The sequence below is a fragment of the Paraburkholderia nodosa DSM 21604 genome (assembly GCF_000519185.1).
Taxonomy (GTDB): Bacteria; Pseudomonadota; Gammaproteobacteria; order Burkholderiales; family Burkholderiaceae; genus Paraburkholderia; species Paraburkholderia nodosa.
In genome coordinates this window covers 201,731-228,542 of sequence record NZ_JAFA01000005.1, presented here as the reverse complement: position 1 = coordinate 228,542, position 26,812 = coordinate 201,731, and the positions used below count along the sequence as shown (strand labels likewise).

23 protein-coding genes are annotated in these 26,812 nt (G+C 62.9%); 1 reads left to right on the top strand and 22 read right to left on the bottom strand.

Annotation, left to right across the window (positions count from 1 at the left end; translation table 11 throughout):
• The first annotated feature begins 163 nt into the window (after positions 1-163).
• On the top strand, positions 164-976 hold the full coding sequence (locus tag A3CW_RS0109300) for a transporter substrate-binding domain-containing protein (RefSeq protein ID WP_028203316.1): 813 nt from the start codon (positions 164-166) through the stop codon (positions 974-976).
• Between the two features lie 743 nt (positions 977-1,719).
• Here the strand turns inward: A3CW_RS0109300 and A3CW_RS0109295 are convergent.
• The 22 genes from A3CW_RS0109295 to A3CW_RS0109190 all read right to left on the bottom strand — a co-directional run bounded on the left by A3CW_RS0109295 (position 1,720) and on the right by A3CW_RS0109190 (position 26,759).
• Positions 1,720-3,480 carry an AMP-binding protein gene (locus tag A3CW_RS0109295; RefSeq protein WP_051481336.1) on the bottom strand — a complete coding sequence of 587 codons (1,761 nt, stop codon included), beginning with the start codon at positions 3,478-3,480 and terminating at the stop codon, positions 1,720-1,722.
• Positions 3,481-3,812: 332 nt separating this feature from the next.
• Complete coding sequence (locus A3CW_RS0109290; RefSeq protein WP_028203314.1) at positions 3,813-4,238, bottom strand: F0F1 ATP synthase subunit epsilon; 426 nt, start codon at positions 4,236-4,238, stop codon at positions 3,813-3,815.
• A gap of 133 nt (positions 4,239-4,371) precedes the next feature.
• A complete protein-coding gene (gene atpD / locus A3CW_RS0109285) occupies positions 4,372-5,766 on the bottom strand; it encodes a F0F1 ATP synthase subunit beta (RefSeq protein WP_028203313.1) in 1,395 nt (464 codons plus the stop codon).
• Between the two features lie 79 nt (positions 5,767-5,845).
• Positions 5,846-6,727, bottom strand: a complete 882-nt coding sequence (gene atpG / locus A3CW_RS0109280) for a F0F1 ATP synthase subunit gamma (protein WP_028203312.1) — start codon at positions 6,725-6,727, stop codon at positions 5,846-5,848.
• An 87-nt stretch (positions 6,728-6,814) separates the two neighbouring features.
• On the bottom strand, positions 6,815-8,356 hold the full coding sequence (gene atpA / locus A3CW_RS0109275) for a F0F1 ATP synthase subunit alpha (RefSeq protein WP_028203311.1): 1,542 nt from the start codon (positions 8,354-8,356) through the stop codon (positions 6,815-6,817).
• Positions 8,357-8,423: 67 nt separating this feature from the next.
• On the bottom strand, positions 8,424-8,963 hold the full coding sequence (locus A3CW_RS0109270) for a F0F1 ATP synthase subunit delta (protein ID WP_028203310.1): 540 nt from the start codon (positions 8,961-8,963) through the stop codon (positions 8,424-8,426).
• A gap of 2 nt (positions 8,964-8,965) precedes the next feature.
• Entirely contained in the window at positions 8,966-9,436 is a 471-nt protein-coding gene (locus A3CW_RS0109265; RefSeq protein WP_028203309.1) for a F0F1 ATP synthase subunit B, read from the bottom strand.
• A gap of 139 nt (positions 9,437-9,575) precedes the next feature.
• The gene (gene atpE / locus A3CW_RS0109260) at positions 9,576-9,845 is read right to left on the bottom strand and encodes a F0F1 ATP synthase subunit C (RefSeq protein ID WP_028203308.1); all 270 of its coding nucleotides are present in this window, start codon (positions 9,843-9,845) and stop codon (positions 9,576-9,578) included.
• A 66-nt stretch (positions 9,846-9,911) separates the two neighbouring features.
• On the bottom strand, positions 9,912-10,763 hold the full coding sequence (gene atpB, locus A3CW_RS0109255; protein WP_035512639.1) for a F0F1 ATP synthase subunit A: 852 nt from the start codon (positions 10,761-10,763) through the stop codon (positions 9,912-9,914).
• A 171-nt stretch (positions 10,764-10,934) separates the two neighbouring features.
• On the bottom strand, positions 10,935-11,516 hold the full coding sequence (locus tag A3CW_RS0109250) for an ATP synthase subunit I (protein WP_028203306.1): 582 nt from the start codon (positions 11,514-11,516) through the stop codon (positions 10,935-10,937).
• 296 nt (positions 11,517-11,812) lie between these two features.
• Positions 11,813-12,970: an SLC13 family permease gene (locus A3CW_RS0109245; protein ID WP_035512638.1), complete on the bottom strand. Its 1,158-nt coding sequence runs from the start codon at positions 12,968-12,970 to the stop codon at positions 11,813-11,815.
• Positions 12,971-13,013: 43 nt separating this feature from the next.
• Complete coding sequence (locus A3CW_RS0109240; protein WP_028203304.1) at positions 13,014-13,901, bottom strand: ParB/RepB/Spo0J family partition protein; 888 nt, start codon at positions 13,899-13,901, stop codon at positions 13,014-13,016.
• Positions 13,902-13,919: 18 nt separating this feature from the next.
• Positions 13,920-14,690 carry a ParA family protein gene (locus tag A3CW_RS0109235; protein WP_028203303.1) on the bottom strand — a complete coding sequence of 257 codons (771 nt, stop codon included), beginning with the start codon at positions 14,688-14,690 and terminating at the stop codon, positions 13,920-13,922.
• 97 nt (positions 14,691-14,787) lie between these two features.
• Complete coding sequence (gene rsmG / locus A3CW_RS0109230; RefSeq protein ID WP_028203302.1) at positions 14,788-15,486, bottom strand: 16S rRNA (guanine(527)-N(7))-methyltransferase RsmG; 699 nt, start codon at positions 15,484-15,486, stop codon at positions 14,788-14,790.
• On the bottom strand, positions 15,483-17,450 hold the full coding sequence (mnmG, locus tag A3CW_RS0109225) for a tRNA uridine-5-carboxymethylaminomethyl(34) synthesis enzyme MnmG (protein ID WP_028203301.1): 1,968 nt from the start codon (positions 17,448-17,450) through the stop codon (positions 15,483-15,485). The genes rsmG and mnmG overlap by 4 nt, the downstream gene beginning before the upstream one ends.
• 241 nt (positions 17,451-17,691) lie before the next feature.
• The gene (locus tag A3CW_RS0109220; protein WP_028203300.1) at positions 17,692-18,441 is read right to left on the bottom strand and encodes an ABC transporter ATP-binding protein; all 750 of its coding nucleotides are present in this window, start codon (positions 18,439-18,441) and stop codon (positions 17,692-17,694) included.
• Complete coding sequence (locus A3CW_RS0109215) at positions 18,438-20,225, bottom strand: branched-chain amino acid ABC transporter ATP-binding protein/permease (RefSeq protein WP_051481335.1); 1,788 nt, start codon at positions 20,223-20,225, stop codon at positions 18,438-18,440. Before A3CW_RS0109215 ends, A3CW_RS0109220 begins: the two co-directional genes overlap by 4 nt.
• A gap of 4 nt (positions 20,226-20,229) precedes the next feature.
• Positions 20,230-21,285, bottom strand: a complete 1,056-nt coding sequence (locus tag A3CW_RS0109210) for a branched-chain amino acid ABC transporter permease (protein ID WP_028203298.1) — start codon at positions 21,283-21,285, stop codon at positions 20,230-20,232.
• 245 nt (positions 21,286-21,530) lie between these two features.
• Positions 21,531-22,700, bottom strand: a complete 1,170-nt coding sequence (locus A3CW_RS0109205) for an ABC transporter substrate-binding protein (RefSeq protein WP_028203297.1) — start codon at positions 22,698-22,700, stop codon at positions 21,531-21,533.
• A 343-nt stretch (positions 22,701-23,043) separates the two neighbouring features.
• Positions 23,044-24,210: an ABC transporter substrate-binding protein gene (locus A3CW_RS0109200; protein ID WP_028203296.1), complete on the bottom strand. Its 1,167-nt coding sequence runs from the start codon at positions 24,208-24,210 to the stop codon at positions 23,044-23,046.
• Positions 24,211-24,903: 693 nt separating this feature from the next.
• A complete protein-coding gene (locus A3CW_RS0109195; RefSeq protein ID WP_028203295.1) occupies positions 24,904-25,875 on the bottom strand; it encodes a branched-chain amino acid ABC transporter permease in 972 nt (323 codons plus the stop codon).
• On the bottom strand, positions 25,875-26,759 hold the full coding sequence (locus A3CW_RS0109190) for a branched-chain amino acid ABC transporter permease (protein ID WP_028203294.1): 885 nt from the start codon (positions 26,757-26,759) through the stop codon (positions 25,875-25,877). The genes A3CW_RS0109195 and A3CW_RS0109190 overlap by 1 nt, the downstream gene beginning before the upstream one ends.
• Between the last annotated feature and the right edge of the window lie 53 nt (positions 26,760-26,812).

The following is a 26,812-nucleotide window of genomic DNA, read 5'->3' as shown; positions in this document are numbered from 1 at the left end:
CCGCGCCATGCCGCTGATGGGTGGGATCAAACAGCGCAACGACACTGAAGTATAGGTCGTTGCCTACCCAGGTAAGTCCGCGCTTATCTGCCGCGTACGCGAGGACTATCATCAGACGGCTTTCCAAAACATTACATCAATCAAAACCAGATCTGGAGACACGATGAAAAAAGCCGTCCTCGGCCTGACGATCGTTAGCGCCGCTTTGCTGAGCGCGTGCGCCACGAGCCAGTCCGCCGGCACAGCCGCCAACGGTGCGCAGACCGCCACCGCCCCTTCGCGCCTCGACGAAATCATCGCGCGCGGCACGCTGCGCGCCTGCACGACCGGCGACTACAAGCCCTACTCGTTCTACAGGCAGGACGGCACGTTCGAAGGCATCGACATCGACATGACCCAGTCGCTTGCGAAGTCGCTGGGCGTGAAGGCCGAGTTCGTGAAGACGTCGTGGTCGAACCTCATGAACGACTTCCTCGCGAAATGCGACGTTGCGGTGGGCGGTGTCTCAACGACGCTCGAACGCCAGAAGCGCGCGTTCTTTACCGAGGCTTATCAGGTCGACGGCAAGACGCCGATCGTGCGATGTGAAGACGTCAAGAAGTACCAGACCGTTGCGCAGATCAACCAGCCTTCGGTGCGCGTGATCATGAATCCTGGCGGCACGAACGAGCGCTTCGCGAAGCAGTTCCTGCCGCATGCGAATCTCATCATGTATCCGGACAACGTGACGATCTTCAAACAGATCCTCGCGGGCAAAGCCGACGTGATGGTGACCGACGCCTCCGAGACCATGCTGCAGCAGAAGCTCAATCCGGGCCTGTGCTCGGTGCATCCCGACAAGCCCTTTCAATACGGCGAGAAAGCGTGGATGGTGCCGCGCGGCGACGTGGCGTTCCAGCAGTATGTCGATCAGTGGCTGCACCTTGCGCGCGCGAGCGGCGAATATCAGGCAATCTCCGACAAGTGGCTGAAGTGAGGTGTTGAATCGCGCCGCATTGTTATGGCCCTTCGAATTGCTACGATGAGTTGCAGAAGATGGGGTGACACGCGGCGCGCAAAGTTTGCATTTCGCGCACGAGCGCAATGTCGACGCATTGCGCATGTGCGCAGCCGGTAATTCTGTACGGTGCGCGTCGTGCGTAAAAGGCCCATACCGTGGGCCTTCCTTCATGCAATTCGAATCCGCGAGCGCGAATTGCCGTCAAGGCTGTCAAACAGCCGCGAAAAATAGCGGTAAAAATGACTTCCGCGAAACGCTCAGGATGGCAAAAAGCGCCGCAGAGCCTTATCTGACGGGCGTTACAACCTGAAACACTTTGTTACCGCGAACCTATCTTAATTCGCCCACAATGCCTTCAACGGTTTCAACACGGATGTGGCGCGGTGCCAGTGTGAGCGGACACAAAACACCAGCCGGTCGGCCCTACGCCGAAGCCCTCTCGAGGGGCATCCTTGTTGGAGCCGTGACCGGCGTCGAAGACGTTTCATGACCCGGCTCCTCCTTTGGTCTCCTCGCGCTAACCCCGTAGCGTGTGGTTTTTAGCGGGCTCCAGGCCCGCTTTTTTTTCGCCTGTACGTTTCGTTATTCAACAGGCATCGTTCGACTCCCACTCCTCCAGCGCCAGACAATCGTTCGGTTTCCCGACTATTTTTGGCGCGCGCTGAAAAGCTGCCGCGGCGCCATCCATCGCCCGCCGCGGCATGGCATCAAACCACGTATCAAGCCGTCTTCTGCTCGCTGATCTTGAGTTCGTCGATCATGCGCGCGCGCATCACGAACTTCTGCACTTTGCCCGTCACGGTCATCGGCAGTTCGTCGACGAAGCGGATGTACTTCGGGATCTTGTAGTGCGCAATCTGCCCCTGGCAGAACGCCTGAATCTCCTCCGCCGTTGCCGCTTCGCCCGGACGCAGCACGATCCACGCGCACACTTCCTCGCCGTACTTCGCATCGGGGACGCCGAACACCTGCGCCGACTGCACCTTCGGGTGGCGGAACAGAAACTCTTCGATCTCTCGCGGATAGATGTTCTCGCCACCGCGGATGAGCATGTCCTTGAGACGGCCGACGATGTTGCAGTAGCCTTCGGCGTCGATCGTCGCGAGATCGCCCGTATGCATCCAGCCATCGACGATCGACTCGGCCGTCTTCTCTGCGTCGCCCCAGTAGCCCTGCATCACCGAATAGCCCTTCGTGCACAGCTCGCCCGTTTCGCCCACCGGCACAGTATTGCCGAGCGCGTCGACGATCTTCACTTCGAGATGCGGCTGAATGCGGCCCACCGTGGTCGTGCGCTTGTCGAGCGGGTCGGTGGTCGAACTCTGGAACGACACCGGGCTCGTTTCCGTCATGCCGTAGGCGATCGTGATTTCGGCGAGATGCATCTTCGAGACCACGCGCTTCATCGTCTCGATCGGGCACGGCGAGCCGGCCATGATGCCCGTGCGCAGCTTCGAAAGATCGAAGCGCGCGAACTCCGGATGATCGAGTTCCGCGATGAACATCGTGGGCACGCCGTGCAATGCCGTGCAGCCCTCTTCCGAGACGGCTTCGAGCGTCGCGCGCGGATCGAAAGCCTCGCCCGGGAACACCATGTTCGCGCCAACGGATACACACGCGAGTACCGCGAGCACCATGCCGAAGCAGTGATAGAGCGGCACCGGAATGCAGAGCGAGTCTTCTTCCGTGAGGCGCATCGCCTGGGCAATGAAACGCCCGTTGTTGAGCACGTTGCGGTGCGTGAGCGTCGCGCCCTTCGGATTGCCGGTCGTGCCGCTCGTGAACTGGATGTTGATGGCCTCGTCGGGCGATAGCGTCGCGTTGATCGCGTCGAGCCACGCCGTGCCGTCGCGGGCGATGCGCTCACGGCCCATCTCCACGAGTTCGCTAAAGCAGAGCATGCCGGGCGTGGCTGTGTCGCACATGCGCACGACCGCGCGCAGTTCGGGCAGGCGCGCGGCCTGCAACTGGCCGGGCGTGGCGCTCGCAAGCTCGGGGGCGAGCGTCTGCAGCATCTCCAGATACTTCGAGGTCTTGAAGCTCTCGGCCGAGACGATCGCCTTGCAGGCGACCTTGTTCAGCGCGTATTCGAGTTCGGCGAGGCGATAGGCGGGATTGATGTTGACGAGCACCGCACCGATCCGCGCGGTCGCAAACTGGGTGAGCAACCACTCGACGCGATTGGGCGACCAGATGCCGACGCGATCCCCCTTGACGATGCCTAGCTCGGCGAAGCCGGCTGCGAGCACGTCCACTTCGGCGGCGAACTCGCGCCAGTTCCAGCGGATACCCTGCTCGCGGAACACCACGGCAGGCCGCTCGGGAACCCGGTTCGCGGTCTCCTGCAGGAACGTGCCGAGGGTCGCGTCGCTGAGCGGCACGTCGGTCGTGCCTCGCACGTAGGAAAGCCCGTCTTTCGGCGCGATGAGCGGCTCATGTACACCGGGCGCGGCGCGCGCGCCTGCTGCGTCGATTGCCATGATGGCTGTCTCCTGGGGAGCGTCACTCCCGCGTTTGAAATGAATTTGAAAACCATTGTGCCACCGGCTTTCCCGGGGGCGGCATCAAGTCTTACCCGCAGGGTCTGGGCCGGCTGCGAACGCATGATTTGGCATTACCTTTCCGTAAACGTCAAGTATGTCAGAGCGTTTTTGTCGACCACCGTGGCCCACGGCATTTATGCCGTGTTTTTCAGCGCGATGCCATTGGGCCGTGCCCGCTCAGCGGCGCGCAAATGCAAAAAGGGCTCCCCGGTTGGGGAGCCCTTTTCGCTTCGAACGCGGCGCCACAAGGGCGCGCGTACGAGAACCGATTAGTGCTGGTTCATTTTGCGCAGGCGCTGGATCGCCGCGAGCTGCGCGACCGCGTAGGCCAGCTCGGCCTGGGCGGTGGCGTACTCGAGGTTCGAGCCCGCGTTCTGCAGCGTCTCTTCAGCGCGCTTGCGCGCTTCCGTGGCCTTCGCCTCGTCGAGATCCTTGCCGCGGATCGCGGTGTCGGCGAGCACCGTGACGGCGCCCGGCTGCACTTCGAGAATGCCGCCGGCGACGAACACGAACTCTTCACCGCCGTCTTCCGCCACGATGCGCACGGCGCCCGGACGAATACGCGTGATGAGCGGCGTGTGGCCCGGCAGAATGCCCAGCTCGCCCGCCTCGCCCGGAAGCGCGACGAACTTCGCCTGGCCGTCGAAGATGCTCTCTTCGGCGCTGACGACGTCTACCTTGATGGTTGCTGCCATATGTGTCGACTCCTGTGTCGATCGGAGTTGGCGCTTTAGCGCTTACTCCGGTCCCATGCACAGCTTGAGTGGGTTGCGAAGGCGATGCGCCTCACGAATGAAGCGCCGCGCCTTGTTGCCTGCAACTCAACCCTTACTGGATCTTCTTGGCCTTTTCGAAGGCTTCGTCGATCGTGCCGACCATGTAGAACGCCTGCTCCGGCAGGTGATCGCATTCGCCGCCAACGATCATCTTGAAGCCGCGAATCGTTTCCTTCAGCGGCACGTACTTGCCCGGCGAGCCCGTGAAGACTTCCGCGACGTGGAACGGCTGCGACAGGAAACGCTGGATCTTGCGAGCGCGGGCGACGGTCAGCTTGTCTTCCGGCGACAGTTCGTCCATGCCCAGAATCGCGATGATGTCGCGCAGTTCCTTGTAGCGCTGCAGGGTTTGCTGCACGCCGCGCGTGATCGAGTAGTGCTCTTCGCCGATCACGTTCGGGTCGATCTGGCGCGAGGTCGAGTCGAGCGGGTCGACTGCCGGGTAGATACCCAGCGAGGCGATGTCACGCGACAGCACGACGGTTGCGTCCAGGTGGCCGAAGGTCGTAGCCGGCGACGGGTCGGTCAAGTCGTCCGCAGGGACGTACACGGCCTGAACCGACGTAATCGAGCCCTTCTTGGTCGACGTGATGCGCTCTTGCAGCTTGCCCATTTCTTCAGCCAGCGTCGGCTGATAGCCCACTGCAGACGGCATACGGCCGAGCAGTGCCGACACTTCCGTGCCAGCCAGCGTGAAACGGTAGATGTTGTCGACGAAGAACAGCACGTCGAGGCCTTCGTCACGGAAGTGCTCGGCCATCGTCAGACCGGTCAGCGCGACGCGCAGACGGTTGCCCGGCGGCTCGTTCATCTGGCCGTACACCAGCGCGACCTTGTCGAGAACGTTCGAGTCCTTCATTTCGTGGTAGAAGTCGTTGCCCTCACGGGTACGCTCGCCCACGCCGGCGAACACGGAGAAACCACCGTGTTCCTTGGCGATGTTGTTGATGAGCTCCATCATGTTGACGGTCTTGCCCACGCCAGCACCGCCGAACAGACCCACCTTGCCGCCCTTTGCGAACGGGCAGATCAGGTCGATCACCTTGATGCCGGTTTCGAGCAGTTCCGCCGACGGCGACAGCTCGTCGAACGCCGGAGCCTTCTGGTGGATCGAGCGCGTCGTTTCGCTCACGATCGGGCCCGCTTCGTCGATCGGACGGCCGAGCACGTCCATGATACGGCCGAGGGTCGGCTTGCCGACCGGCACGCGGATGGGGTTGCCCGTGTTCTTGACCACGGTGCCGCGGCGCAGGCCGTCAGCCGAACCCAGACAGATGGTGCGGACAACGCCGTCGCCCAGCTGCTGCTGCACTTCCAGGGTCAGTTCCGACCCTTCGAGAATCAGCGCGTCGTAGATCTTCGGCATGGTCTCGCGCGGGAATTCCACGTCGATCACCGCGCCGATGCACTGTACGATCTTGCCTTCTACCAAAGCAGTTGTACTCATCGATTTTCCTTTAGATACCTGAATTCTTCACTCGCTCACCGGCTCACACCGGCGCGGTTTCGCAATCGGTTCGCGCTTATCAGACGGCTGCTGCGCCGCCGACGATTTCCGAAAGTTCCTTCGTAATCGCGGCCTGGCGGCTCTTGTTGTACGAAAGCTGCAGTTCGTTGATGACCGTCTTCGCATTGTCCGACGCCGCCTTCATCGCCACCATACGGGCCGACTGCTCCGAAGCCATGTTTTCCGCCACGGCCTGATAGACCAGGGCTTCGACATAGCGCACCAGCAGTTCGTCCACGACGGTTTGCGCGTCCGGCTCGTAGATGTAGTCCCACGCCGACTTCGGCGTCGTGCCGTCGTCATTCGCTTCGAGACGCTCGGCCGACAGCGGCAGCAGTTGCTCGATCACCGGCTCCTGCTTCATCGTGTTGACGAAGCGCGTGTACGCGAGGTACACGGCGGAAAGCTTGCCTTCCGAGTACTGGTCGAGCTGCACCTTGATCGCGCCGATCAGCTTTTCGAGGTGCGGCGTGTCGCCGAGTTGCACAACGTTCGAGACGACCTTCGCGCGCAGACGGTTCAGGAAACCGAGGCCCTTGCTGCCGATCGCAGTTGCTTCGATCGACGTGCCGGATGCTTCCAGATCCTTGAACTTCTGCAGCGTCGCGCGCAGCACGTTGGTGTTCATCCCGCCGCACAGACCCTTGTCGGTCGTGACGAGAATCACGCCTGCGACCTTCGCACCGGTGTTTTCCACCATGAACGGGTGGCGGTACTCGGGGTTCGCACGGCTCATGTGCGCAGCGATGTCGCGGACCTTGTCGGCATACGGGCGGGCGGCGCGCATGCGCTCCTGGGCACGGCGCATTTTCGACGCCGCGACCATTTCCATCGCCTTGGTGATCTTGCGCGTGTTTTGCACGCTCTTGATCTTGCCGCGAATTTCCTTCATTCCAGCCATTGCTTGCTCCTTGATCGAAGCGAGGCGGGTTTCAACGAACCCCGCGCCGCTTCAATGTCCGTTTATCGTGATTGATTCCCGGACGGATCAGTATGCGCCGGACTTCTTGAAGTCCTTGAGAGCCGCGTGGAGCGCGTTCTCGTCGTCCTTCGACAGGTCCTTCTTGTCCTCGATGCGCGCGACGAGGTCAGCGTGCTTCGACTTCAGGTATTCGCGCAGGCCCTTTTCGAACGGCAGGACGTCCTTGACGTCGATGTCGTCGAGGTAGCCGTTGTTCGCCGAGAACAGCGCAACAGCCAGTTCCCACACTTGCAGCGGCTGATACTGCGGCTGCTTGAGCAGTTCCGTCACGCGGCGGCCGCGCTCGAGCTGCTTGCGGGTCGCTTCGTCGAGGTCCGATGCGAACTGGGCGAATGCAGCCAGTTCACGGTACTGCGCGAGGTCGGTACGGATACCGCCCGACAGCTTCTTCACGACCTTGGTCTGTGCCGCACCACCCACACGCGACACCGAAACGCCGGCGTTGATTGCCGGGCGGATGCCTGCGTTGAAGAGGTCGGTTTCCAGGAAGATCTGGCCGTCCGTAATCGAGATCACGTTCGTCGGAACGAATGCGGTCACGTCGCCGGCTTGCGTTTCGATGATCGGCAGTGCGGTGAGCGAACCCGTCTTGCCCTTCACTTCGCCGTTCGTGAACTTCTCGACGTAGTCGGCCGACACGCGCGCCGCGCGCTCGAGCAGACGCGAGTGCAGATAGAACACGTCGCCGGGGTAAGCTTCACGGCCCGGCGGGCGGCGCAGCAGCAGCGAGATCTGACGGTATGCCCAGGCTTGCTTGGTCAAGTCGTCATAGATGATCAGGGCGTCTTGACCGCGGTCGCGGAAGTATTCGCCCATCGTGCAGCCGGCGTACGGCGCGAGGTACTGCAGCGCGGCCGATTCCGAAGCCGAAGCGGCAACGACGATCGTGTATTCGATCGCGCCCGTTTCTTCGAGCTTGCGCAGCACGCTCTGGATCGACGAAGCCTTCTGACCGATGGCGACGTAGATACAGATGAGGTCCTTGCCTTTCTGGTTGATGATCGTGTCGACGGCCACTGCGGTCTTGCCGCACTGACGGTCGCCGATGATCAGCTCACGCTGGCCACGGCCGATCGGCACCATCGAGTCGATCGACTTCAGACCCGTTTGCACCGGCTGCGACACGCCTTCACGCCAGATCACGCCCGGAGCGATCTTTTCGATCGCGTCGGTCATCTTGGCGTTGACCGGGCCCTTGCCGTCGATCGGGTTGCCGAGCGGATCGACCACGCGGCCGATCAGTTCGGGGCCAACCGGCACTTCGAGAATGCGGCCCGTCGTCTTGACGATGTCGCCTTCCGAGATGTGCTCGTACTCGCCCAGAATCACCGCGCCGACCGAGTCGCGCTCGAGGTTCAGCGCGAGGCCGAAGGTGTTGCCCGGGAATTCGAGCATTTCGCCCTGCATCACGTCCGACAGGCCGTGGATACGCACGATACCGTCGGTCACGGAGATCACGGTGCCCTGGTTGCGAACGTCTGCGCTCGCTTCAAGGCCCTGGATCCGGCTCTTGATCAGCTCGCTGATCTCAGAGGGATTGAGTTGCATTATTCGCTCCTGATGTTCAATTCTGTTGCGTGCCAGCCGCCGCGCCCGATTTTTAGAATCGAGGCGCTCAGGCGGTCAACGCCGCCTGCATGCTGGCGAGCCGCGCGCGGACCGAGGTATCGAGCACTTCGTCGCCGACCGTGACGCGCACGCCGCCGATCAGCGAGTTGTCGATCTCGACGGTCGGCTTCAGCTTGCATTTGAACTTGCGTTCGAGGCTGGCGACGAGGTCGTTCAACTGGGCGCCTTCGAGCGGGAACGCGCTGACGATCACTGCGTCAGCAGCACCTGCCTTGGCGTTCTTGAGCGCTTCGAACTGCGTCTGGATTTCCGGCAGCAGTGCCAGGCGATGATTCTCGATCAGCATCTGCACGAGGTTCTTCACCTCGGCCGATTCCTTGACCGGCGACTTCACCGCCGCGAGCAGCAGCTCGGCGACCTGGGCATGGCTCACCTTCGGGCTCGTCGCGACCGACTGCACCTCGGGCAAGGCCGCAACCTGTGCCAGCTCCGAAACGAGCGTGGACCAGGCGGCGGTGTCACCAGCTTCGGCCACGCCAAACAATGCTTCTGCGTACGGGCGGGCGATGGTTGCAAGTTCGGCCATGATCAGAGCTCGGCTTTCAGTTGATTCAGCAGTTCGGCGTGAGCCGACTGATCGACTTCGCGCTTCAGGATCTGCTCGGCGCCTTGCACGGCGAGGGCGGCGACTTCAGCGCGCAGTACTTCGCGTGCCTTGACGACCTGCTGGTCGGCGTCGGCCTTCGCCTGGGCGATGATGCGTGCCGCTTCGGCGTGTGCCTGGGCCTTGATTTCTTCTGCGACGGCCAGCGCGCGCTTTTCAGCGTCGGCGATACGGCTTTGACCCTCGTTACGGGCGGTAGCGAGCTCTTCGCCGACGCGCTTGTGCGCCGCTTCGAGTTCCGCCTTGCCCTTTTCCGCAGCGGCGAGGCCGTCCGCGATCTTCTTCGAGCGCTCGTCGAGGGCGTTGATCAACGGCGGCCACACGAACTTCATCGTGAACCACGCGAGGATCAGGAACACGACCATTTGCGCAAACAGGGTTGCGTTGAGATTCACGGTGTTTCCTTAATCGTTGCTATTCCGGGGAATTGAAACGGCAAGGCGCTCATCGGTTGTGAACTCGATCAGCGCCTCGTCTCCCGTTCCGCCATGCGCCCACTACCCGTTATAGGTCAGGCGCAACCTTCCAGGGAACTTAGCCCGCGAGCTTCGAGAGCAGCGGGTTAGCGAACGCGAACAGCATTGCAACACCCACGCCAATCAGGAACGCCGCATCGATCAGACCAGCCAGCAGGAACATCTTCGTCTGCAGCGGGTTCATCAGTTCAGGCTGACGTGCGCAGGCTTCGATGTACTTGCCGCCCATCAGGCCGATACCGATACAGGCGCCGATTGCACCCAGGCCGATGATGATGCCGATACCGATGGCCGTGAAACCCTGGATGTTGGCGATGAAAGCTTGCATGATCACTCCTTATTGAGATTTTCTGGAACTGGGGATTTAAAACTGCAAATCTGGTTTGACGAGCACTTAGTGCTTGTCGTGTGCCTGGCCGATGTACACCAGCGTCAGCATCATGAAAATGAACGCCTGCAGCAGAACGATCAGGATGTGGAAGACCGCCCAGACGCTGCCCGCAATCACGTGGCCGATGAAGCCAAGCACCGTCGTGTCCGCGCCGAAGCTCCACAGACCGCCCAGCAGCGCGATCAGCAGGAACAGCAGCTCGCCTGCATACATGTTGCCGAACAACCGCAGGGCGAGCGAAACCGTCTTGGCGACGAACTCGATGATGTTCAGTGCAAGGTTCGGGATCCACAGCAGCGGATGCGCGCCGAACGGGGCCGAGAGCAGCTCGTGTGCGAAGCCGCCAGGACCCTTGATCTTGAGGTTGTAGTAAATCATGAGCACGAACACGCCGAGCGCGATGCCGAACGTGCCGTTGAGGTCGGCGGTCGGAACGATGCGCTGGTGCGGCAGTGCTTCGGACAGACCCAGCCAGCCGATCACGCGGCCCGGCAGGTCAACCGGAATGAAGTCGAGCGAGTTCATGAGCGCGACCCAGATGAACACGGTCAGCGCGAGCGGTGCGATGAATGCGCGGTTGCCATGGACGATGGACTTGGACTGGTCCTCGACCATCTCGACCAGCATTTCGATGGCGCACTGGAAGCGGCCCGGTACGCCCGGGGTCGCCTTGCGCGCGGCGAGGCGCAGGATGAAGATAGTCACGACGCCGCACAGGATCGACCAGAACAACGTGTCGATGTTCCAGACGCTGAAGTCGACGATCGACGTCTGGTGCGAGGTCGCAAAGTTCTGCAAGTGGTGAGCAATGTACTCGGACGGACCCGGTGCGCTCGTTCCTTCGCTAGCTGCCATATCGTTAAAGCCACCCAAATTGTCGAAAATCGTTTTCGGCCGCTCCCGCCGCAATACTGTATTGCGGGAACGCACCGCCGTGGATCGCGTCTTACCTGCTTCGCATCGGCCAGCTAACTTCCACCGTCATCGCTTCGACGCCCTGACTTGAGGCGGCGCGATGTGGGTGGGTCAGCGCCACGCGAGCGCGATCCAGTATGTCTTTAGTGCGATCAGGTACGTGACGAGCAAGGGAATCCACTGCACGTCGTGATACCAGAACGCGATGGCGACGAACATCGCAATCGTCGCCCCCATCTTGAAGGCTTCACCGAGCATCCAGTTAAACACGGTGCCGGCACGACTCAACTGCTTCAGGCGCGCTGCGAACAGCGCACCGGGAAACCAGCAGATCGCTCCGCCCAGGAACGCCGACAACGCAGCACTGCCCGGCGGCTTATAAAACAGCCACCACGCCAACGTTGCAACCAGGGACAAAACCACTTGCGCCGCGACGACACGAAACGGCGTGACGCGCGATGGGCGACTCACCTGCGCGCCGAAGATCTGCTCGGCTTCGGCCCGGGTGAGCGGAACGATGTCGTTGTTATCTTGCTGGCTGGCGTCCAGCTCATCCCAGCGCACGTTGTGATCAACGCGTCCGGAATTATCTGCCGCTGCATCCTGCCCCCGGCGGGATGCTCCGACTTCGCCCGGCGGTACATCGGGCCCTTCATGCGCCTGCGGCGCTTCGTCTGGCCTCTGACCCACCATCGCTTGATTCCGGAAATTCGCCTCGCACGCGTTTTATTACAGCGCACTTACGGCATCGCCAACCAAATAAATCCGGGCGATTGTAAGCGATAGTTGCAGGCAATTCAAGACTTTAGGCCCTTCAATAACACCTGTGAAATGCGACTTCATGATGCGGGAAACGCGACGCCGCGAAGGTGTGACCGGTAACTGTAAGGGACGAAGCAGGGAAGAATGGATCTTCAGGAGGACCAGGTAAATATGAGGTCATCTGGCGCGTAATCGGCGATATGCGCCAGGATGTGGGACCGGTGGCGTCAGAACAGATGCAGCAGCAGCGCGCCGCCCAAAAAGGCCACGATCCAGAACGGCACGGCGATCAGGTGAAACAGCAGCCAGACGCCGCGCTGGCCGGATAGACGCACGGCGATGAGATTCGCTAGCGAGCCGATGGCGACCCCGAAGCCCCCCACGCTCACGCCGAACGCGAGCGCACGCCAGTCGTGTGTGAAGCCCGCGAGCACAATGGCGGCCGGAACATTGCTAATGATCTGCGACAGCACCGCGCCTGCGGCAAAAGCGCGCATCGGCGTTTGCAGTGACAGCGACGTCAGCGCGTGATGAATGGCGGGTAGCGCGGCCACGCTGCGCAGGACGATGAACATCAGCACGAAGATCAGCAGCAGCAGCCAGTCGATCTTCAGCACGATGCGAATGCGCCACACCACAAAGCCCGCGGCGACGGCGGCCAGCGCGACGCCTGCGTGGTGTGCATCGGCGAGCAGCACGAACGCGACGAAGAGCAACGCGGCCACGCTCGCCAGTGCGCGATCGACGCGCTGCGGCGCGGCATCTTTCGAGAGATCGAGCGGTGTGGCCTTGAAAAGAAACGCGGCGATCACGATGAGCATCGCCATAAGAAACGCGCAAAGCGGAGCGAGCCCCACGACGAAACGTCCGAACGACACCCCGCTCGCCTGCCAGAGAAACAGGTTCTGCGGGTTGCCGAGCGGCGTGAGCACCGAGCCTGCATTCACGGCAAGCGCGATGACGATCACGAGGCGCTTGAGCGGCAGCGGCGTGAGCTTGTGGAGCGACAGCACGAGCGGCACCACGACAAAAAGCGCCACATCGTTGGTCACAATCATCGCCAGCACCGCTGCCAGCGCGACGAGCAGCAGCGCGAGCCCGCGCTCCGAGTGAATGTGGTGGACGAGCTTGTGCGCGAGCCAGGTCAGCAGTCCTGAATATTCGATACCCTTCGTCAGAATGAGCAGGCCCGCGAGGGTCATCACCGTTTGCCAGTCGACCAGTGCGGGCAGCGAGGCGATGGGACGAGGCGCGTAGATCTGCAACGCCACGAACGCCACGACGAGAATCGCGAGCACGGGCTCAGAAACGGCAAATGCGCCGATGCGGCGCAGCAGGTTCAAGGGCTCACGCGCGCCCTGCTCCGATTCGCGCACCGGCTTCATGCGCCGGCGTGCGCGTTAGCCGCGGCGGCCCGCATCAGGACCATCACGCCGCCGTTTCGCCGCGCAGACGCAGCAGGATGCCATCGAGCGCGTCGAGGTCGCCGAAGTCGACCGTGAGCTGCCCTCGCCCGCGCCGGCCGAGCTTGATCTTCACCGATGCGGCGAGCAGGTCCGACAGCTCCTCTTCGAGGCGGCGCGTGTCGCGCCCGCCGTCGTGAGCGGCCTTCGCCTTCACTGCCGGTGCGGCCTTCGTCGTGGCCGAAACGAGCTTCTCCGTTTCACGCACCGACATCCGCTTGTTGACCACCTGGTTCGCCAGCGTGATCTGCGTGGCGGCGTCCACGGCGAGCAGCGCACGGGCGTGGCCCATGTCGAGATCGCCGGCCAGCAGCATGGTCTGCACGGGCGCTGCGAGGTTGAGCAGACGCAGCAGGTTCGACACCGCGCTGCGCGAGCGTCCCACGGATTCGGCCGCCTGCTCGTGCGTGAAGCTGAACTCGTCGAGCAGGCGCTGGATGCCCTGCGCCTCTTCCAGCGGATTCAGGTCCTCGCGCTGGATGTTCTCGATCAGCGCCATCGCGGCGGCGGCCTGGTCGGGCACGTCCTTCACGAGCACCGGCACTTCGGTCAGGCCGGCGATGTGCGCCGCACGGAAGCGTCGCTCCCCCGCGATGATTTCGTAGCGCCCCGTCGCAATCGGGCGCACCAGAATCGGCTGCATCAGACCCTGTGCGCGAATGCTCGCGGCCAGCTCCTGGAGCGCGCCCTCGTCCATGCGCGTGCGCGGCTGGTACTTGCCGGCCTGCATCTGCGTGAGCGGCAGCGAGTTAGGCGCGCCGTCGATCTTCACCGCCTCGGTGATGTCCGCGCTGCCGCCGAGCAATGCCTCCAGGCCCCGGCCTAGCCCCTTCTTCCGTGCTACTGCATTCATCGTGCTTCCCCAGTCTCGTCAGAGTGCGCGCACGCGCTCGATCATTTCCGCGCCGAACTGCACGTAGGCCTGTGCGCCGCGCGAGGCGCGATCGAACACCACACCCGGCAAGCCGTAGCTGGGTGCTTCAGCAAGCCGGACGTTGCGCGGGATCACCGCGTCGAAGACCTTGTCGCCGAAGTGCTCCTTCAACTGCTCGGAAACCTGCTGCTGCAGCGTGATGCGCGGGTCGAACATCACGCGCAGAAGGCCGATCACCTTCAGGTCGCGATTCATGTTCGCGTGGACCTGCTTAATCGTATTGATGAGATCCGAAAGGCCTTCGAGCGCGAAGTATTCGCACTGCATCGGGATCACCACGCCATGGGCGGCGCACAAGCCGTTGAGCGTGAGCAGCGAAAGCGCCGGCGGGCAGTCGATGAGTACGAAGTCGTACTCGGCGTCGACTTCGGCGAGCGCGGCCTTCAGGCGCCGCTCGCGCTGCTCGACCGTCACCAGTTCGACCTCGGCGCCGGCCAGCTCGCGGTTGGCCGGCACCACGTCGTAGCCCACCTGCTCCGGCCGCGTGCGCGCGGCGTTCACCGTGACACCGTCGACGAGCACCTCGTACACCGTGTTCTCGCACGCGGCCTTGTCGATGCCGCTGCCCATCGTGGCGTTGCCCTGAGGGTCGAGGTCGATGAGAAGGACACGTTGTCCCTGCGATGCGAGGCTCGCGGCGAGATTGACCGTTGTCGTCGTCTTGCCGACGCCGCCCTTCTGGTTCGCAACGCAGAAGATTTTTGCCATCTTTCGTGTGTCCCTTTTACTACCTTAAGAAGTTTGCTTACGTTACGACGCGACCGCCTCGCACACCATTCGGCCGATTGGCCATCGCCGGACCGGTTCAGGCCGCAGTGACCGGCTCAACCGACACTTCGATCAGGTGGCGCTCCGCATCGAGCATCGGCACGCTCAGGCGGATCGTCTTCAGCGCCCGCGTGCCCGTCGGCAAGCGCTCGATCTCGTCTTCGGGGTGCACACCCTTCATGGCCCAGATCGCGCCGCCTTCGACAACGAGATGACGGGCCAGTGTAACGAAATCGGCGAGATCCGCGAATGCCCGAGACACGATCAAATCGAATTTTTTCGGTACTTCCATGCCTGGACGCAGCGATTCGACCCGGCCGGTCACCACCGAGAGGTTCGCGAGTGCGAGTTCAGCCTTCGCCTGCGACTGGAACGCCGACTTCTTCTGCACGATATCGTTGAGCGTGACCTGCCAGTCCGGGCGCACGATCGCGAGCACGATGCCGGGCAGGCCGCCGCCGGAGCCGACATCGAGCACCGTCGCGTCGGCGCGCGTCGGCAGATGCGGCACGATCGAAAGCGAGTCGAGAATATGCTGGATCAACATCTGACGCGGATCGCGGATCGCCGTAAGGTTATACACGGCGTTCCACTTCGCGAGCAGCGCGACGTAGTCGAGCAACTGCTCGTGCTGCCGCTCGGTGAGTTCGACGCCCAGCGCCTCTGCGCCCTCTTTCAGCAGGCGAGCCAGCGCGTCGCGGTCTGCAATGCCGGGTTGCCTCGAGCGGCCCGTCATTGCGCCACCGGCGTCGAGTCGGTGCCGCTTTCGTCAGCAGCGCCCGGATTCTGGCGTCGGCGGCCAAGGCCACGCTTGAGGTGAACCATCAGCAGCGAGATCGCGGCGGGCGTAATGCCCGAAATGCGCGACGCCTGGCCGATCGTCTCCGGGCGGAACTGGCTCAGCTTCTGGCGCGCTTCGAACGACAGGCCGCGCACTTCCGCGTAATCGATGCTTTCCGGCAGACGGGTATTTTCTTGCGCGCCATTGCGCTCGATCTCGTCGGCTTGGCGATCGATATAACCCTGATATTTGATGCCAATTTCGATCTGCTCCTTGATCTGAGCGAGCAGAACCTCGTCATCAGCGAGCGGGGTTTCCGGCGCGCAAGCGCCTTCGCGCAGACTGCACACGCCGTCATAGCTCACGCCCGGGCGACGCAGCAAATCCGCGAGGTTGTATTCCCGGTCGATCGACTTGCCAAGCACCGCCGTCGCTTCTTCGGCCGAAAGCGTCTTGGGGTTCACCCACGTCGACTTCAGACGCTCTGTTTCACGTGAAACAGCGTCGCGCTTGCGGCAGAACGCGTCCCAACGCACGTCATCAATCACGCCCAGCTCACGGCCGACCTCCGTCAGGCGCATATCCGCATTGTCTTCGCGCAGGCTCAAGCGGTATTCGGCTCGGCTCGTGAACATGCGATACGGCTCGGAGACGCCACGCGTCACCAGATCGTCGACCAGCACGCCGAGGTACGCCTGATCGCGGCGCGGGCACCATGCGTCCTTGCCCTGCACCTGCAGGCCTGCGTTCATACCGGCGAGCAGGCCTTGTGCTGCCGCCTCTTCATAGCCCGTCGTGCCGTTGATCTGGCCCGCAAAAAACAGACCGTTGATCACCTTGGTTTCGAGCGAAGCCTTGAGGCCGCGCGGGTCGAAGTAGTCGTATTCGATTGCGTAACCCGGACGCAGGATATGCGCGTGCTCGAGGCCGCGCATCGAGTGCACGAGTTCGAGCTGCACATCGAACGGCAGGCTCGTGGAGATCCCATTCGGGTAGAACTCGTTCGTCGTCAGGCCTTCCGGCTCGAGGAAGATCTGGTGTGATTCCTTCGACGCGAAGCGATGAATCTTGTCTTCGATGGACGGGCAATAGCGCGGCCCTACCCCTTCGATCACGCCCGTGTACATTGGCGAGCGGTCAAGACCGCCGCGGATAATGTCGTGCGTGCGCTCGTTCGTGTGCGTGACCCAGCACGGAATCTGACGCGGATGCTGCTCCGCGCGGCCGAGAAACGAGAACACCGGCACCGGATCGAGGTCGCCCGGCTGCTCTTCGAGCACCGAGAAGTCGATCGTGCGGCCGTCGATACGCGGCGGCGTGCCCGTCTTGAGGCGGCCCTGCGGCAGCTTCAGCTCCTTCAGGCGCGACGAGAGCGTCACGGCAGCAGGATCGCCGGCGCGGCCGCCCGTGTAGTTGTTCAGGCCCACGTGGATCTTGCCGTCGAGGAAAGTCCCCGCCGTCAGCACGACTGCACGGCTGCGGAAGCGGATGCCCACCTGCGTGACGGCGCCCACTACGCGGTCGCCTTCGACCATCAGGTCTTCCACGGCCTGCTGGAACAGCCACAGATTCGGCTGATTCTCGAGACGGCGGCGGATCGCCGCCTTATAAAGAATGCGGTCGGCCTGCGCGCGCGTCGCCCGAACCGCCGGGCCCTTGGACGAATTGAGGATGCGGAACTGAATCCCGCCCTCGTCCGTCGCAGCGGCCATGGCGCCGCCGAGCGCATCGACTTCCTTGACCAGATGGCCCTTGCCAATGCCGCCAATCGACGGATTGCAGCTCATCTGGCCGAGCGTTTCGATGTTGTGCGTGAGCAGGAGCGTCTTGACGCCCATGCGAGCGGCGGCAAGCGCAGCCTCGGTTCCGGCGTGACCGCCGCCGACGACGATGACGTCAAACTCTGTGGGATAAAGCATGGCGGGACCTCACGCATGGACGGAAACGACCGCGTGAGCCTTCTCAGAAAAAGTGGTATCCGCGAATTATAACGGCTTACGGTTTATCGCCGTTCACACCCGAATAATGTGTCGGCCAGAATTAGCGCTTTAGCGCCTACTCTGGCCCCCCGCAAAGCGCTCTGTGCGGTGCGGTATCGCCAAAAAAAAGCGGCGTGTTTCACGTGAAACACGCCGCTCATTTCTACAGCGATAGACGAAGTCAGACGGGTTTCTTCGCCAACCCGAGATACGTTTCAATCACGCGTGGGTTCTGTGCCAACTCCCCCGCCGGTCCTTCGAGCGCCAGGTCGCCGGTTTCCAGCACATAGCCGTAGTCGGAAATCTGCAGTGCAGCGCGTGCGTTCTGCTCGATGAGCAGCGTCGCGACGCCGGTTTGCCTCAGCGCGCTAATGATGTGGAAGATTTCCTTCACGATCAGTGGCGCGAGACCGAGGCTCGGCTCGTCCAGCATCAGCAGATCGGGCTTGCCCATCAATGCACGGCCGACTGCGAGCATCTGGCGCTCGCCGCCCGAAAGCGTGCCGGCCGCCTGCGCGCGGCGTTCCTTCAGGCGCGGAAACAGCGTGAAAACCGGTTCAAGCTGATCGAGGAAATTACGCTCACCGGCGCGCTTGCGGCGATACGCACCGAGCACGAGGTTGTCCTCCACCGTCATCGAGGCAAACAGCTCGCGCTTTTCCGGCACGAGGCACATGCCGCGCGCCACGCGCCGCTCGATCGGCAGCGCGCCGATCTCTTCGCCCATATAAGCGATGCGGCCGCTCGCATGCCCTGTCACAGGCAGCGCGCCCATGATGGCGTTGAGCAGCGTGGACTTGCCTGCGCCGTTCGGACCGATCACGGAGACAATCTGCCCTGCGCCCACCTTGATCGCCGCTTTGTGCAGCGCCTCGATCTTGCCGTAGCGAACCGCGAGTCCGGAAACGTCCAGTACGGGAGTCGTCATCATTCCACCCCGCCCAGATACGCTTCCAGCACAGCCGGATCCTTCTGCACCTCTTCCGGCAAACCTTCTGCGATGCGCGTGCCAAACTCCATCACCACGAGGCGGTCGGTGAGATTCATCACGAAATCCATGTCGTGTTCGACCAGCAGCACGCTCATCCCCTCTTCTCTCAGTTTGCGCAGCAAGGCCGCCAACTGTTGCTTTTCCTGGTAACGCAGGCCAGCCGCAGGCTCGTCGAGCAGCAGCAAGGTCGGATCGCAGCACAGCGCGCGTGCAATCTCCAGGATGCGTTGCTGACCGAGCGCGAGGCTGCCTGCTTCGTCGTACATATGCTGCTCGAGGCCCACGCGGCGGATCTGCTGCGCCGCTTCGCTCATGAGCTGTCCTTCTTCCGTCGCATTGAGCTTGGCCACGCTGCGCAGCACGCCCGCGTGACCACGCAGGTGTGCGCCGATGGCGACGTTCTCGAGCACCGTCATCGTCGGCAGCAACTTGACGTGCTGGAACGTGCGCCCAATGCCGCGCGCGACGATTTCACGTGAAGTCAGGCGGTCGATGCGCTCCCCGCGGAACGTGATCTCGCCGCTGGTCGGCTGAAGCACACCGGTCACGAGATTGAAGGTCGTCGACTTGCCCGCACCGTTGGGACCGATCAGGCCGATGATCTGCCCCGCCTTCACGTCGAAGCTGACGTCGTTCACGGCTACGAGGCCGCCGAACTGCTTGCGCGCCTTGTTCACCGTCAGCAGCATCTCTCCGGTGGCCGGCTTGCTGCGCTGCGGCAAGGCTTCAGCATGCTCCGGCACATGCGCCTGCGGACCGCGCGGGAAGAAGCGCGCCACGAACGGCCAAACGCCACGCCGCGCGTATTGCAGCAGCAGCACCATCAGGATGCCGAACACGATGATCTCGAAGTTGCCGTTCTCACCAAGCAGCTTCGGCAGCAGCGTTTGCAGCCAGTCCTGCAGCACGGTGAGAATCGCCGCGCCCAGCACCGCGCCCCAGACGTGCGCCACGCCGCCCACCACGGCCATGAAGAGATATTCGATGCCGTGATTCAGACCGAACGGCGTCGGGTTCACCGCACGCTGCAAATGCGCGTACAGGAAGCCCGAAACGGCTGCGAGCACGGCCGCATAGACGAAGATCACCACACGCATCCAGCCGGTGTTCACGCCCATCGCCTCGGCCATCATGCCGCCGCCGCGCAGCGCGCGAATCGCCCGGCCCATACGGCTATTAAGCAGATTTTGAACAGACACCACGGACGCAAGCACCACGACCCAGATCAGGTAGTAGATATGGCGGCCCGATTCGAGGTCGATGCCCAGCACGTTCAGCACGGGAATGCCGTTGATGCCGTCGTACTTGCCAAGCATGTCGAGGTTGCCGAACAGGAAGAATAGCGCGAGCCCCCAGGCGATTGTGCCGAGCGGCAGGAAGTGGCCCGACAGACGCATCGTGACGAGCCCCAGAACGAGCGCCACGAGCCCCGTGATCACCACGCCGACAATCAGTGCGAGCCAGGGCGAAACGCCGTACTGCGTCGTCAGATACGCGGTCGCGTAAGCACCGAGCCCGACGAACGCGGCCTGCCCGAAGCTCGTCATCCCGCCTATGCCGGTGAGCAGCACGAGCCCGATCGCGACGATCGAATACAGGCCGATATAGTTCAGCAGCGTGATCCAGTACTCAGGCACGTGCACCGGATGCGGCAGCACCGGCAACGCGAACATCACCACGAGGAACAGCCAGAAGAAGCGGTTGTGCATGACGAATCGTTTCATCGCGTCACTCCTCTTCCTCTTCGGCGTGCGGCGTCGAGAGCGAGCGCCACAGCAGCACCGGGATGATCAGCGTAAACACGATCACTTCCTTGTAAGAGCTCGCCCAGAACGACGAGTACGACTCCAGCAGGCCCACGAGCACGGAACCTGCCGCAGCCAGCGGATAGCTCACCAGGCCGCCGATAATGGCGCCTACGAAGCCCTTGAGGCCGATCAGGAAGCCCGAGTCGTAGTAGATGGTGGTGAGCGGCGAGACGAGAATCCCGCACAGCGCGCCGAGACCCGCGGCGAGCGTGAACGCGAGCCGCCCGGCCTGCGTGGTGCCGATGCCGACGAGCCGCGCGCCGAGCCGGTTCACCGAGGTCGCGCGCAGCGCCTTGCCCGAAATCGTGCGATCGAAATAGAGATACAGCGCGACGATCAGCACGGCGGCCGTGCCGATCACCCAGAGGCTTTGGCCCGAGATCGAGAGGCTGCCGATGTTGAACGTGGCGTCGGAGAACGCGTTCGTGCGCGAGCCTTCCGCGCCGAACATCACGAGCCCGAGGCCCACCATCGCGAAGTGCACGGCCACCGCGACGATCAGCAGCAGCAGCGTGGTTGCCTCGGCGATGGGCTCATACGCGAGGCGATAGATGAACGGCCCCATCGGCACCACGATCGCGAGCGTGAGCGCAATCTGGACGAGCATCGGCAGCTGCTGGCTCGCTACGCCGCGCGTCACCGCGTAGAGCGCGATGGGAAAGAGCAGATATTTGCCTGCAAGCGTCACGAGCGTGCGCGCCGCGTGGCGCCGCCGTTCGGCGTGACGCACGAGCCCGGCGGTCTCGACCACGAAGCACGCCGCGCCAAGCGCGACGAGCAGCCAGCAGGTGGCCGGAAACTTCTGCGATTGCAGCGCGGCGAGCGTGAGCGCGCCATACGAAACGAATTCGCCCTGCGGAATGAAGATCACCCGCGTGACGGAGAACACCAGCACCAGGGCGAGCGCAAGCAGCGCGTAGATCGCACCGGTGGTGATGCCGTCCTGCGCGAGGATCGCGGCGATCGATAAATCCATACTCCCCTCTTCCTGAAACCTTCTGGAACCCGGAAAAACAGCGACGTCGAAAAATGGCAATGCGGGCGTGAACCGTCAGCGGCGCGGTTCGGACTTCACGTGTGAAAAGCCGGTGCGCAGCGGCGACGCCGCGCACCGGTCATGCTTGATCTCGCTTGATCTCGATTGTCAGTGGCCAGAATGACGCCGTGACACGCGCGCGGGTTTCACGGGAAAACGCGCCGCGCTTTCCCGTGCGCCGCACGTTATTCGCCCTGCAGCTTCCACTTGTTGTTGACGATCTCGACGATCACGCGCGCACGCTGGTCGAGGCCCGCATGATCCGTCGCGCTCATGTTGAAGATGCCGTGCGCGCCCGCCACGTCCTGCGAGTTTTCGAGCGCGGCGCGCAGCGCCACGCGGAACGCCTCGGTGCCCGGCTGGCCCGCCTTCAGCGCGACCGGAATCGCGCGCTGGAGCAACTGGCCGGCGTCCCATGCATGACCGCCGAAGGTCGCCACCGTGCCAACGCCATAGGCCTTCTCATAGGCCGTTTTGTAGGCCAGCGCCGACTTCTTCACAGGGTTCGAATCGGGCAACTGGTCAGCCACGAGGATCGGGCCTGCGGGCAGCAGCTCGCCTTCGCAATCCTTGCCACAGACGCGCAGGAAGTCGTTATTCGCCACGCCGTGCGTCTGATAGACCTTGCCCTTGTAGCCGCGATCCTTGAGCGTCGTCGCAGGCAGCGCCGCGGGCGTGCCCGAGCCGGCGATCAGAATCGCATCGGGGTTCGCCGACATCAGCTTGAGCGCCTGGCCCGTCACCGACGAGTCGGTGCGGTTATAGCGCTCGCTCGCCACGACCTTGAGGTTGTGCTTCGCGGCCGCACTGTTGAACTCCTTGAGCCAGCTGTCGCCGTAGGCATCGGTGAAGCCGATGAAGCCCACCGTCTTCACGCCCTGCTTCTCCATGTAGCTCGCGAGCGCGTCGGCCATCAGGCTGTCGTTCTGCGGCGTCTTGAAGGCCCACTGACGCTTCGCGTCGATCGGCTCGACGATCGCGGCGGATGCGGCGAGCGAGATCATCGGCGTCTTGCCCTGCGCGACGACGTCGAGCATGGCGAGCGAGTTCGGCGTGACCGACGAGCCGATGATGGCGTCCACGTGGTCTTCGTCGATCAGCTTGTGCGTGTTCTGCACGGCCTTACTCGTGTCCGAGGCGTCGTCGAGCACGATGTACTGCACGCTCTTGCCCGCGATCTCCTTGGGCAGCAGCGCGATGGTGTTCTTCTCGGGAATGCCGAGCGACGCGGCCGGCCCCGTTGCCGAGAGCGTCACGCCAATCTTCACCTGCGCGGCGGCTATACCCGCCGTGCCCATCAGCGCCGCTGCGAGTCCGGCACTAATCGAGCTCAAAACCCACTTCTTCGTTTTCATTGCGCGTCTCCAAACGCTTGGTCTGCGTGTTGTCGATTGATCCTGCGCCGATTACTAGGATATTCGTAAATCGACGCCGGCCTTTGAGTGTAGTAATCGGGATCGCGCGTGTAATGCATGGTTTTCCCTGCCTGCGGCGCCGCACAAGCCGCCGCGCGTCAGGCTGCGCTCTCCGCTTTATCGACTGCTGTCATTGCCGATGGGAGTTGGCGATTCAGCGCTTACTCCCATCCCATGCAAAGCTCCTGCTCCCCTGCTGCTGCAAAGCCGTTGCAACGGCAACAAAAAAGGCACCTCAAACGAGCGTGCCTTTTTCGTGTTTCGTGCGCCATTCAACCGGCGCTCAATCGCCGGCGAGCTTCCACTTGCCGCCGACGATCTCCACCATCACGCGGGCGCGCTGGTCGAGACCCGCGTGGTCCGTCGCGCTCATGTTGAAGATGCCGTGCGCGCCTGCCACGTCATACGAGTTTTCGAGCGCGGCGCGCAGCGCTTCGCGGAAGGCCTTCGAGCCCGGCTGACCGGCTTTCAGCGCGAGCGGAATCGCGTGCTGGAGCAAGAGGCCCGCGTCCCACGCGTGACCGCCGAACGTCGAGATCGAGCCTGCGCCATAGGCCTTTTCATACGCGGCCTTATACGCAAGCGCCGATTGCTTCACGGGATTCGAATCAGGCAATTGATCGGCCACGAGCAGCGGCCCGGCGGGCAGCCAGGTGCCGTCGCAGTCCTTGCCGCACACGCGCAGGAAGTCGTTGTTGGCCACGCCGTGGGTCTGGTAGTACTTGCCCGCGTAGCCGCGCTCCTTGAGCGTTTTCTGCGGCAGCGCGGCCGGCGTGCCCGCGCCCGCGATGAGCACCGCGTCGGGGTGCTGCGAGATCATCTTGAGCACCTGGCCCGTGACCGAGGCATCGTTACGCGCGAAGCGTTCGTTCGCGACGACCTTGATGTTCTGCTTGGCAGCGGCCGCGCTGAATTCCTTGTACCAGCTCTCGCCATAGGCGTCGGCGAAGCCGATGAAGGCCACCGTCTTCACGCCGTGCGCGGCCATATGCTGCGCGATGGCGCCGGCCATCAGCGCGTCGTTCTGCGGCGTCTTGAAGACCCACGAGCGTTTGGCGTCCATCGGCTCGACGATCGAGGCCGCTGCGGCCATCGAGATCATCGGCGTGGACGTTTCCGCTGCCACGTCGATCATGGCGAGCGAGTTGGGCACGACTGTCGAGCCGATCAAGGCGTCGACGTGATCTTCGCTAGTGAGCTTGCGCGCGTTCTTCACCGCCTGGGTGGAATCCGTGGCGTCGTCGAGCACGATGTAATCGACTTTCTGGCCCGCGATTTCCTTCGGCAGCAACGCAACCGTGTTCTTTTCCGGAATCCCGAGCGAGGCAGCGGGCCCCGTCGCCGACAGCGTCACACCGATCTTCACATCTGCATACGCCCCGCCGGCCGTCGCCGCGAGCACCCCGGTCGCGACGCAAGCCGCCCCCATCCAACGCAAAACCAACTGCATCTCCACTCCTTCGATATTCGTTTTCTTTATTGCTACGGAATTGTGGCGCACCGCGGCCGATTACCTCATAGGCAAATCGATAATCGGCTGCGGGAAATCAACGCAAAAATGCTGACCGCATGGTCGGTGATTGGCGAGTGTAGCGGTCTGCGTATTCAGATGGCAAGCGCTTTCCATCTGCTTACAGTGAGCAGGATTACGCGCTCGCTTTGCGTAATGCGCAAACGCTTGTGCTGCGGACAAAGTCCGGCCGCGCGGCCTGATTTGCGTAATTTGGGAAGGGATAATCGGCGCGTACGAAGGTGCGTAAGTCGCATGCCTCGCAGCGGAAAAAAGATAATCGGCTCGCCGTTGAAAACAGGCGTGTAGAAATATAAAAAGCGCTGTTGGACTCTCATCCAACAGCGCTTCCTTGTCCGGGCACTTGGTGCCTCAGTTGTCTCCTCGTTCTCCACCTGCAAATTCGGTGCATCAGAACTAAGTGCAACTTTAAACTTCACCCCCCTCTGCAGCAACTAGCATTTACCCTAGTGGTGCAGTGCGGCACCGAAATGGGGCGAGGCGCCACAGATTTGTCGCTCGGCGGGCCGCTGCGGGATGCCGCAGCGCGACATCTTTGCGCGCGTTACGCCTGCTCGGGCCGGCGGGCGATCATTCTATCGCAGTCCGGAGCAGTGCTGGCACGCCCGGCCATCACGCGCGCAAGGGTCGCACGCGCGCCACGATCTCGCCGACAATGCCGCGCCGGAACGCCAGCACGCAGGCAATGAAGATGATGCCCGTGACGATCGTTGTGGACTCACCGAGTGAGCGGAACCACTCCACGCCCGTCCCTCTTGCGAGCGCGGTGCCGATGTCGCCCAGCCGGTCCTCCAGCGCGACGATGAGGGTCGCGCCGAGTAGCGGCCCGAACAGCGTGCCCATGCCGCCCACGAGCGTCATGAGGATCACGAGACCGGACATGGTCCAGTACGCGTCGCCGAGCGTTTCGAAGCCGAGCACGAGTACCTTGAGCGCGCCGGCCAGACCCGCGAGCCCCGCCGACAACACGAACGCGAGCAGCTTGAAGCGGTCGGTGTCGTAGCCGAGTGAGACGGCGCGCGGCTCGTTCTCCTTGATCGCCACGAGCACCTGCCCGAACGGCGAATGCACGATGCGCACGATCAGCATGAACGCGAGCACCATCGCCACGAGCACGACGTAATAGAGCGTGAGATCGGAATCGAGCGAAAGCACGCCGAACAGCTTGCCGCGCGGCACACCTTGCAGACCGTCTTCGCCATGCGTGAACGGCGCCTGCAGGAAGACGAAGTACACCATCTGCGCGAGCGCGAGCGTGACCATCGAGAAGTAGATGCCCTGCCGGCGAATCGCGAAGATGCCTACCACGAGCCCGAGGACCGTGGCAACCGCCGTGCCCGCGAGCACGCCCACCTCGGGCGTGAAATTGAGCGACTGGATTGCGTAGCCGGCCGTATAGCCCGCGCTCGCGAGAAACATCGCGTGGCCGAACGAGAGCAGGCCCGTGTAGCCGATCAGCAGGTTGAACGCCGCGGCGAACAGGGCGAAGCACAGCACCTTCATCACGAAGAGCGGATAGGCGCCGGCGAACGGCGCGACGATCAACCCGATCAGCAACAAACCATAGAGCGCTTTTCTTTGCATCATCGTTCCTTGCCGAAGAGACCAGCGGGGCGAATCAGCAGCACGATCGCCATGATTACGAACACCACGGTCGCGGAGGCCTCGGGCCAGAACACCCGCGTGAAGCCTTCGATCACGCCGAGCATGAGGCCGGTGAGAATCGAGCCCATGATCGAGCCCATGCCGCCGATCACGACCACGGCGAACACGGTGATGATCATCGGCTGACCCATGAGCGGCGACACCTGGATCACGGGTGCGGCGAGCACGCCCGCGAACGCCGCGAGCGCGACGCCAAAGCCGTAGGTGAGCGTGATCATGAGCGGCACGTTGATGCCGAATGCCTCGACGAGCTTGGGGTTCTCCGTGCCCGCGCGCAGATACGCGCCAAGGCGTGTCTTTTCGATCACGAACCAGGTCGCGAAACACACGGCAAGCGAAGCCACCACCACCCAGGCGCGATAGTTGGGCAAATACATGAAGCCGAGATTCGTCGCGCCGGAGAGCAGGTCGGGCACGTCATAGGGCTGGCCCGACGAGCCGTAGATCGAGCGGAACACGCCCTCCACCACGAGCGTGAGACCGAAAGTGAGCAGGAGTCCGTACAGATGATCGAGCCGGTAGAGCCAGCGCAGCATGGAGCGCTCGATTACGACGCCGAACAGGCCGACCACGAGTGGTGCGACGACGAGCATCACCCAGTAGGGCAAATCGAAGTACGCGAGCCCCATCCACGTGAGCATCGCGCCCAGCATGAACAACGCGCCGTGGGCGAAGTTGATCACGTTGAGCATGCCGAAGATCACCGCGAGACCGAGGCTCAGGATCGCGTAGAACGAGCCGTTCACGAGCCCGAGTAGCAACTGGCTCAGCATTGCCGGAAGCGGAATGCCAAAAATCGTCATGAAAGCCGCCCATTGACGCATTAACGGATTACGCAATCACGCCGCGCCCGGCG

Bases quoted from the DNA above. Each gene is read 5' to 3' on its own strand.
- A3CW_RS0109300 (WP_028203316.1), top strand. From the start codon at position 164: ATGAAAAAAGCCGTCCTCGGCCTGACGATCGTTAGCGCCGCTTTGCTG.
- A3CW_RS0109295 (WP_051481336.1), bottom strand. From the start codon at position 3,480: ATGGCAATCGACGCAGCAGGCGCGCGCGCCGCGCCCGGTGTACATGAG.
- A3CW_RS0109290 (WP_028203314.1), bottom strand. From the start codon at position 4,238: ATGGCAGCAACCATCAAGGTAGACGTCGTCAGCGCCGAAGAGAGCATC.
- atpD (WP_028203313.1), bottom strand. From the start codon at position 5,766: ATGAGTACAACTGCTTTGGTAGAAGGCAAGATCGTACAGTGCATCGGC.
- atpG (WP_028203312.1), bottom strand. From the start codon at position 6,727: ATGGCTGGAATGAAGGAAATTCGCGGCAAGATCAAGAGCGTGCAAAAC.
- atpA (WP_028203311.1), bottom strand. From the start codon at position 8,356: ATGCAACTCAATCCCTCTGAGATCAGCGAGCTGATCAAGAGCCGGATC.
- A3CW_RS0109270 (WP_028203310.1), bottom strand. From the start codon at position 8,963: ATGGCCGAACTTGCAACCATCGCCCGCCCGTACGCAGAAGCATTGTTT.
- atpE (WP_028203308.1), bottom strand. From the start codon at position 9,845: ATGCAAGCTTTCATCGCCAACATCCAGGGTTTCACGGCCATCGGTATC.
- atpB (WP_035512639.1), bottom strand. From the start codon at position 10,763: ATGGCAGCTAGCGAAGGAACGAGCGCACCGGGTCCGTCCGAGTACATT.
- A3CW_RS0109250 (WP_028203306.1), bottom strand. From the start codon at position 11,516: ATGGTGGGTCAGAGGCCAGACGAAGCGCCGCAGGCGCATGAAGGGCCC.
- A3CW_RS0109245 (WP_035512638.1), bottom strand. From the start codon at position 12,970: ATGAAGCCGGTGCGCGAATCGGAGCAGGGCGCGCGTGAGCCCTTGAAC.
- A3CW_RS0109240 (WP_028203304.1), bottom strand. From the start codon at position 13,901: ATGAATGCAGTAGCACGGAAGAAGGGGCTAGGCCGGGGCCTGGAGGCA.
- A3CW_RS0109235 (WP_028203303.1), bottom strand. From the start codon at position 14,690: ATGGCAAAAATCTTCTGCGTTGCGAACCAGAAGGGCGGCGTCGGCAAG.
- rsmG (WP_028203302.1), bottom strand. From the start codon at position 15,486: ATGACGGGCCGCTCGAGGCAACCCGGCATTGCAGACCGCGACGCGCTG.
- mnmG (WP_028203301.1), bottom strand. From the start codon at position 17,450: ATGCTTTATCCCACAGAGTTTGACGTCATCGTCGTCGGCGGCGGTCAC.
- A3CW_RS0109220 (WP_028203300.1), bottom strand. From the start codon at position 18,441: ATGATGACGACTCCCGTACTGGACGTTTCCGGACTCGCGGTTCGCTAC.
- A3CW_RS0109215 (WP_051481335.1), bottom strand. From the start codon at position 20,225: ATGAAACGATTCGTCATGCACAACCGCTTCTTCTGGCTGTTCCTCGTG.
- A3CW_RS0109210 (WP_028203298.1), bottom strand. From the start codon at position 21,285: ATGGATTTATCGATCGCCGCGATCCTCGCGCAGGACGGCATCACCACC.
- A3CW_RS0109205 (WP_028203297.1), bottom strand. From the start codon at position 22,700: ATGAAAACGAAGAAGTGGGTTTTGAGCTCGATTAGTGCCGGACTCGCA.
- A3CW_RS0109200 (WP_028203296.1), bottom strand. From the start codon at position 24,210: ATGCAGTTGGTTTTGCGTTGGATGGGGGCGGCTTGCGTCGCGACCGGG.
- A3CW_RS0109195 (WP_028203295.1), bottom strand. From the start codon at position 25,875: ATGCAAAGAAAAGCGCTCTATGGTTTGTTGCTGATCGGGTTGATCGTC.
- A3CW_RS0109190 (WP_028203294.1), bottom strand. From the start codon at position 26,759: ATGACGATTTTTGGCATTCCGCTTCCGGCAATGCTGAGCCAGTTGCTA.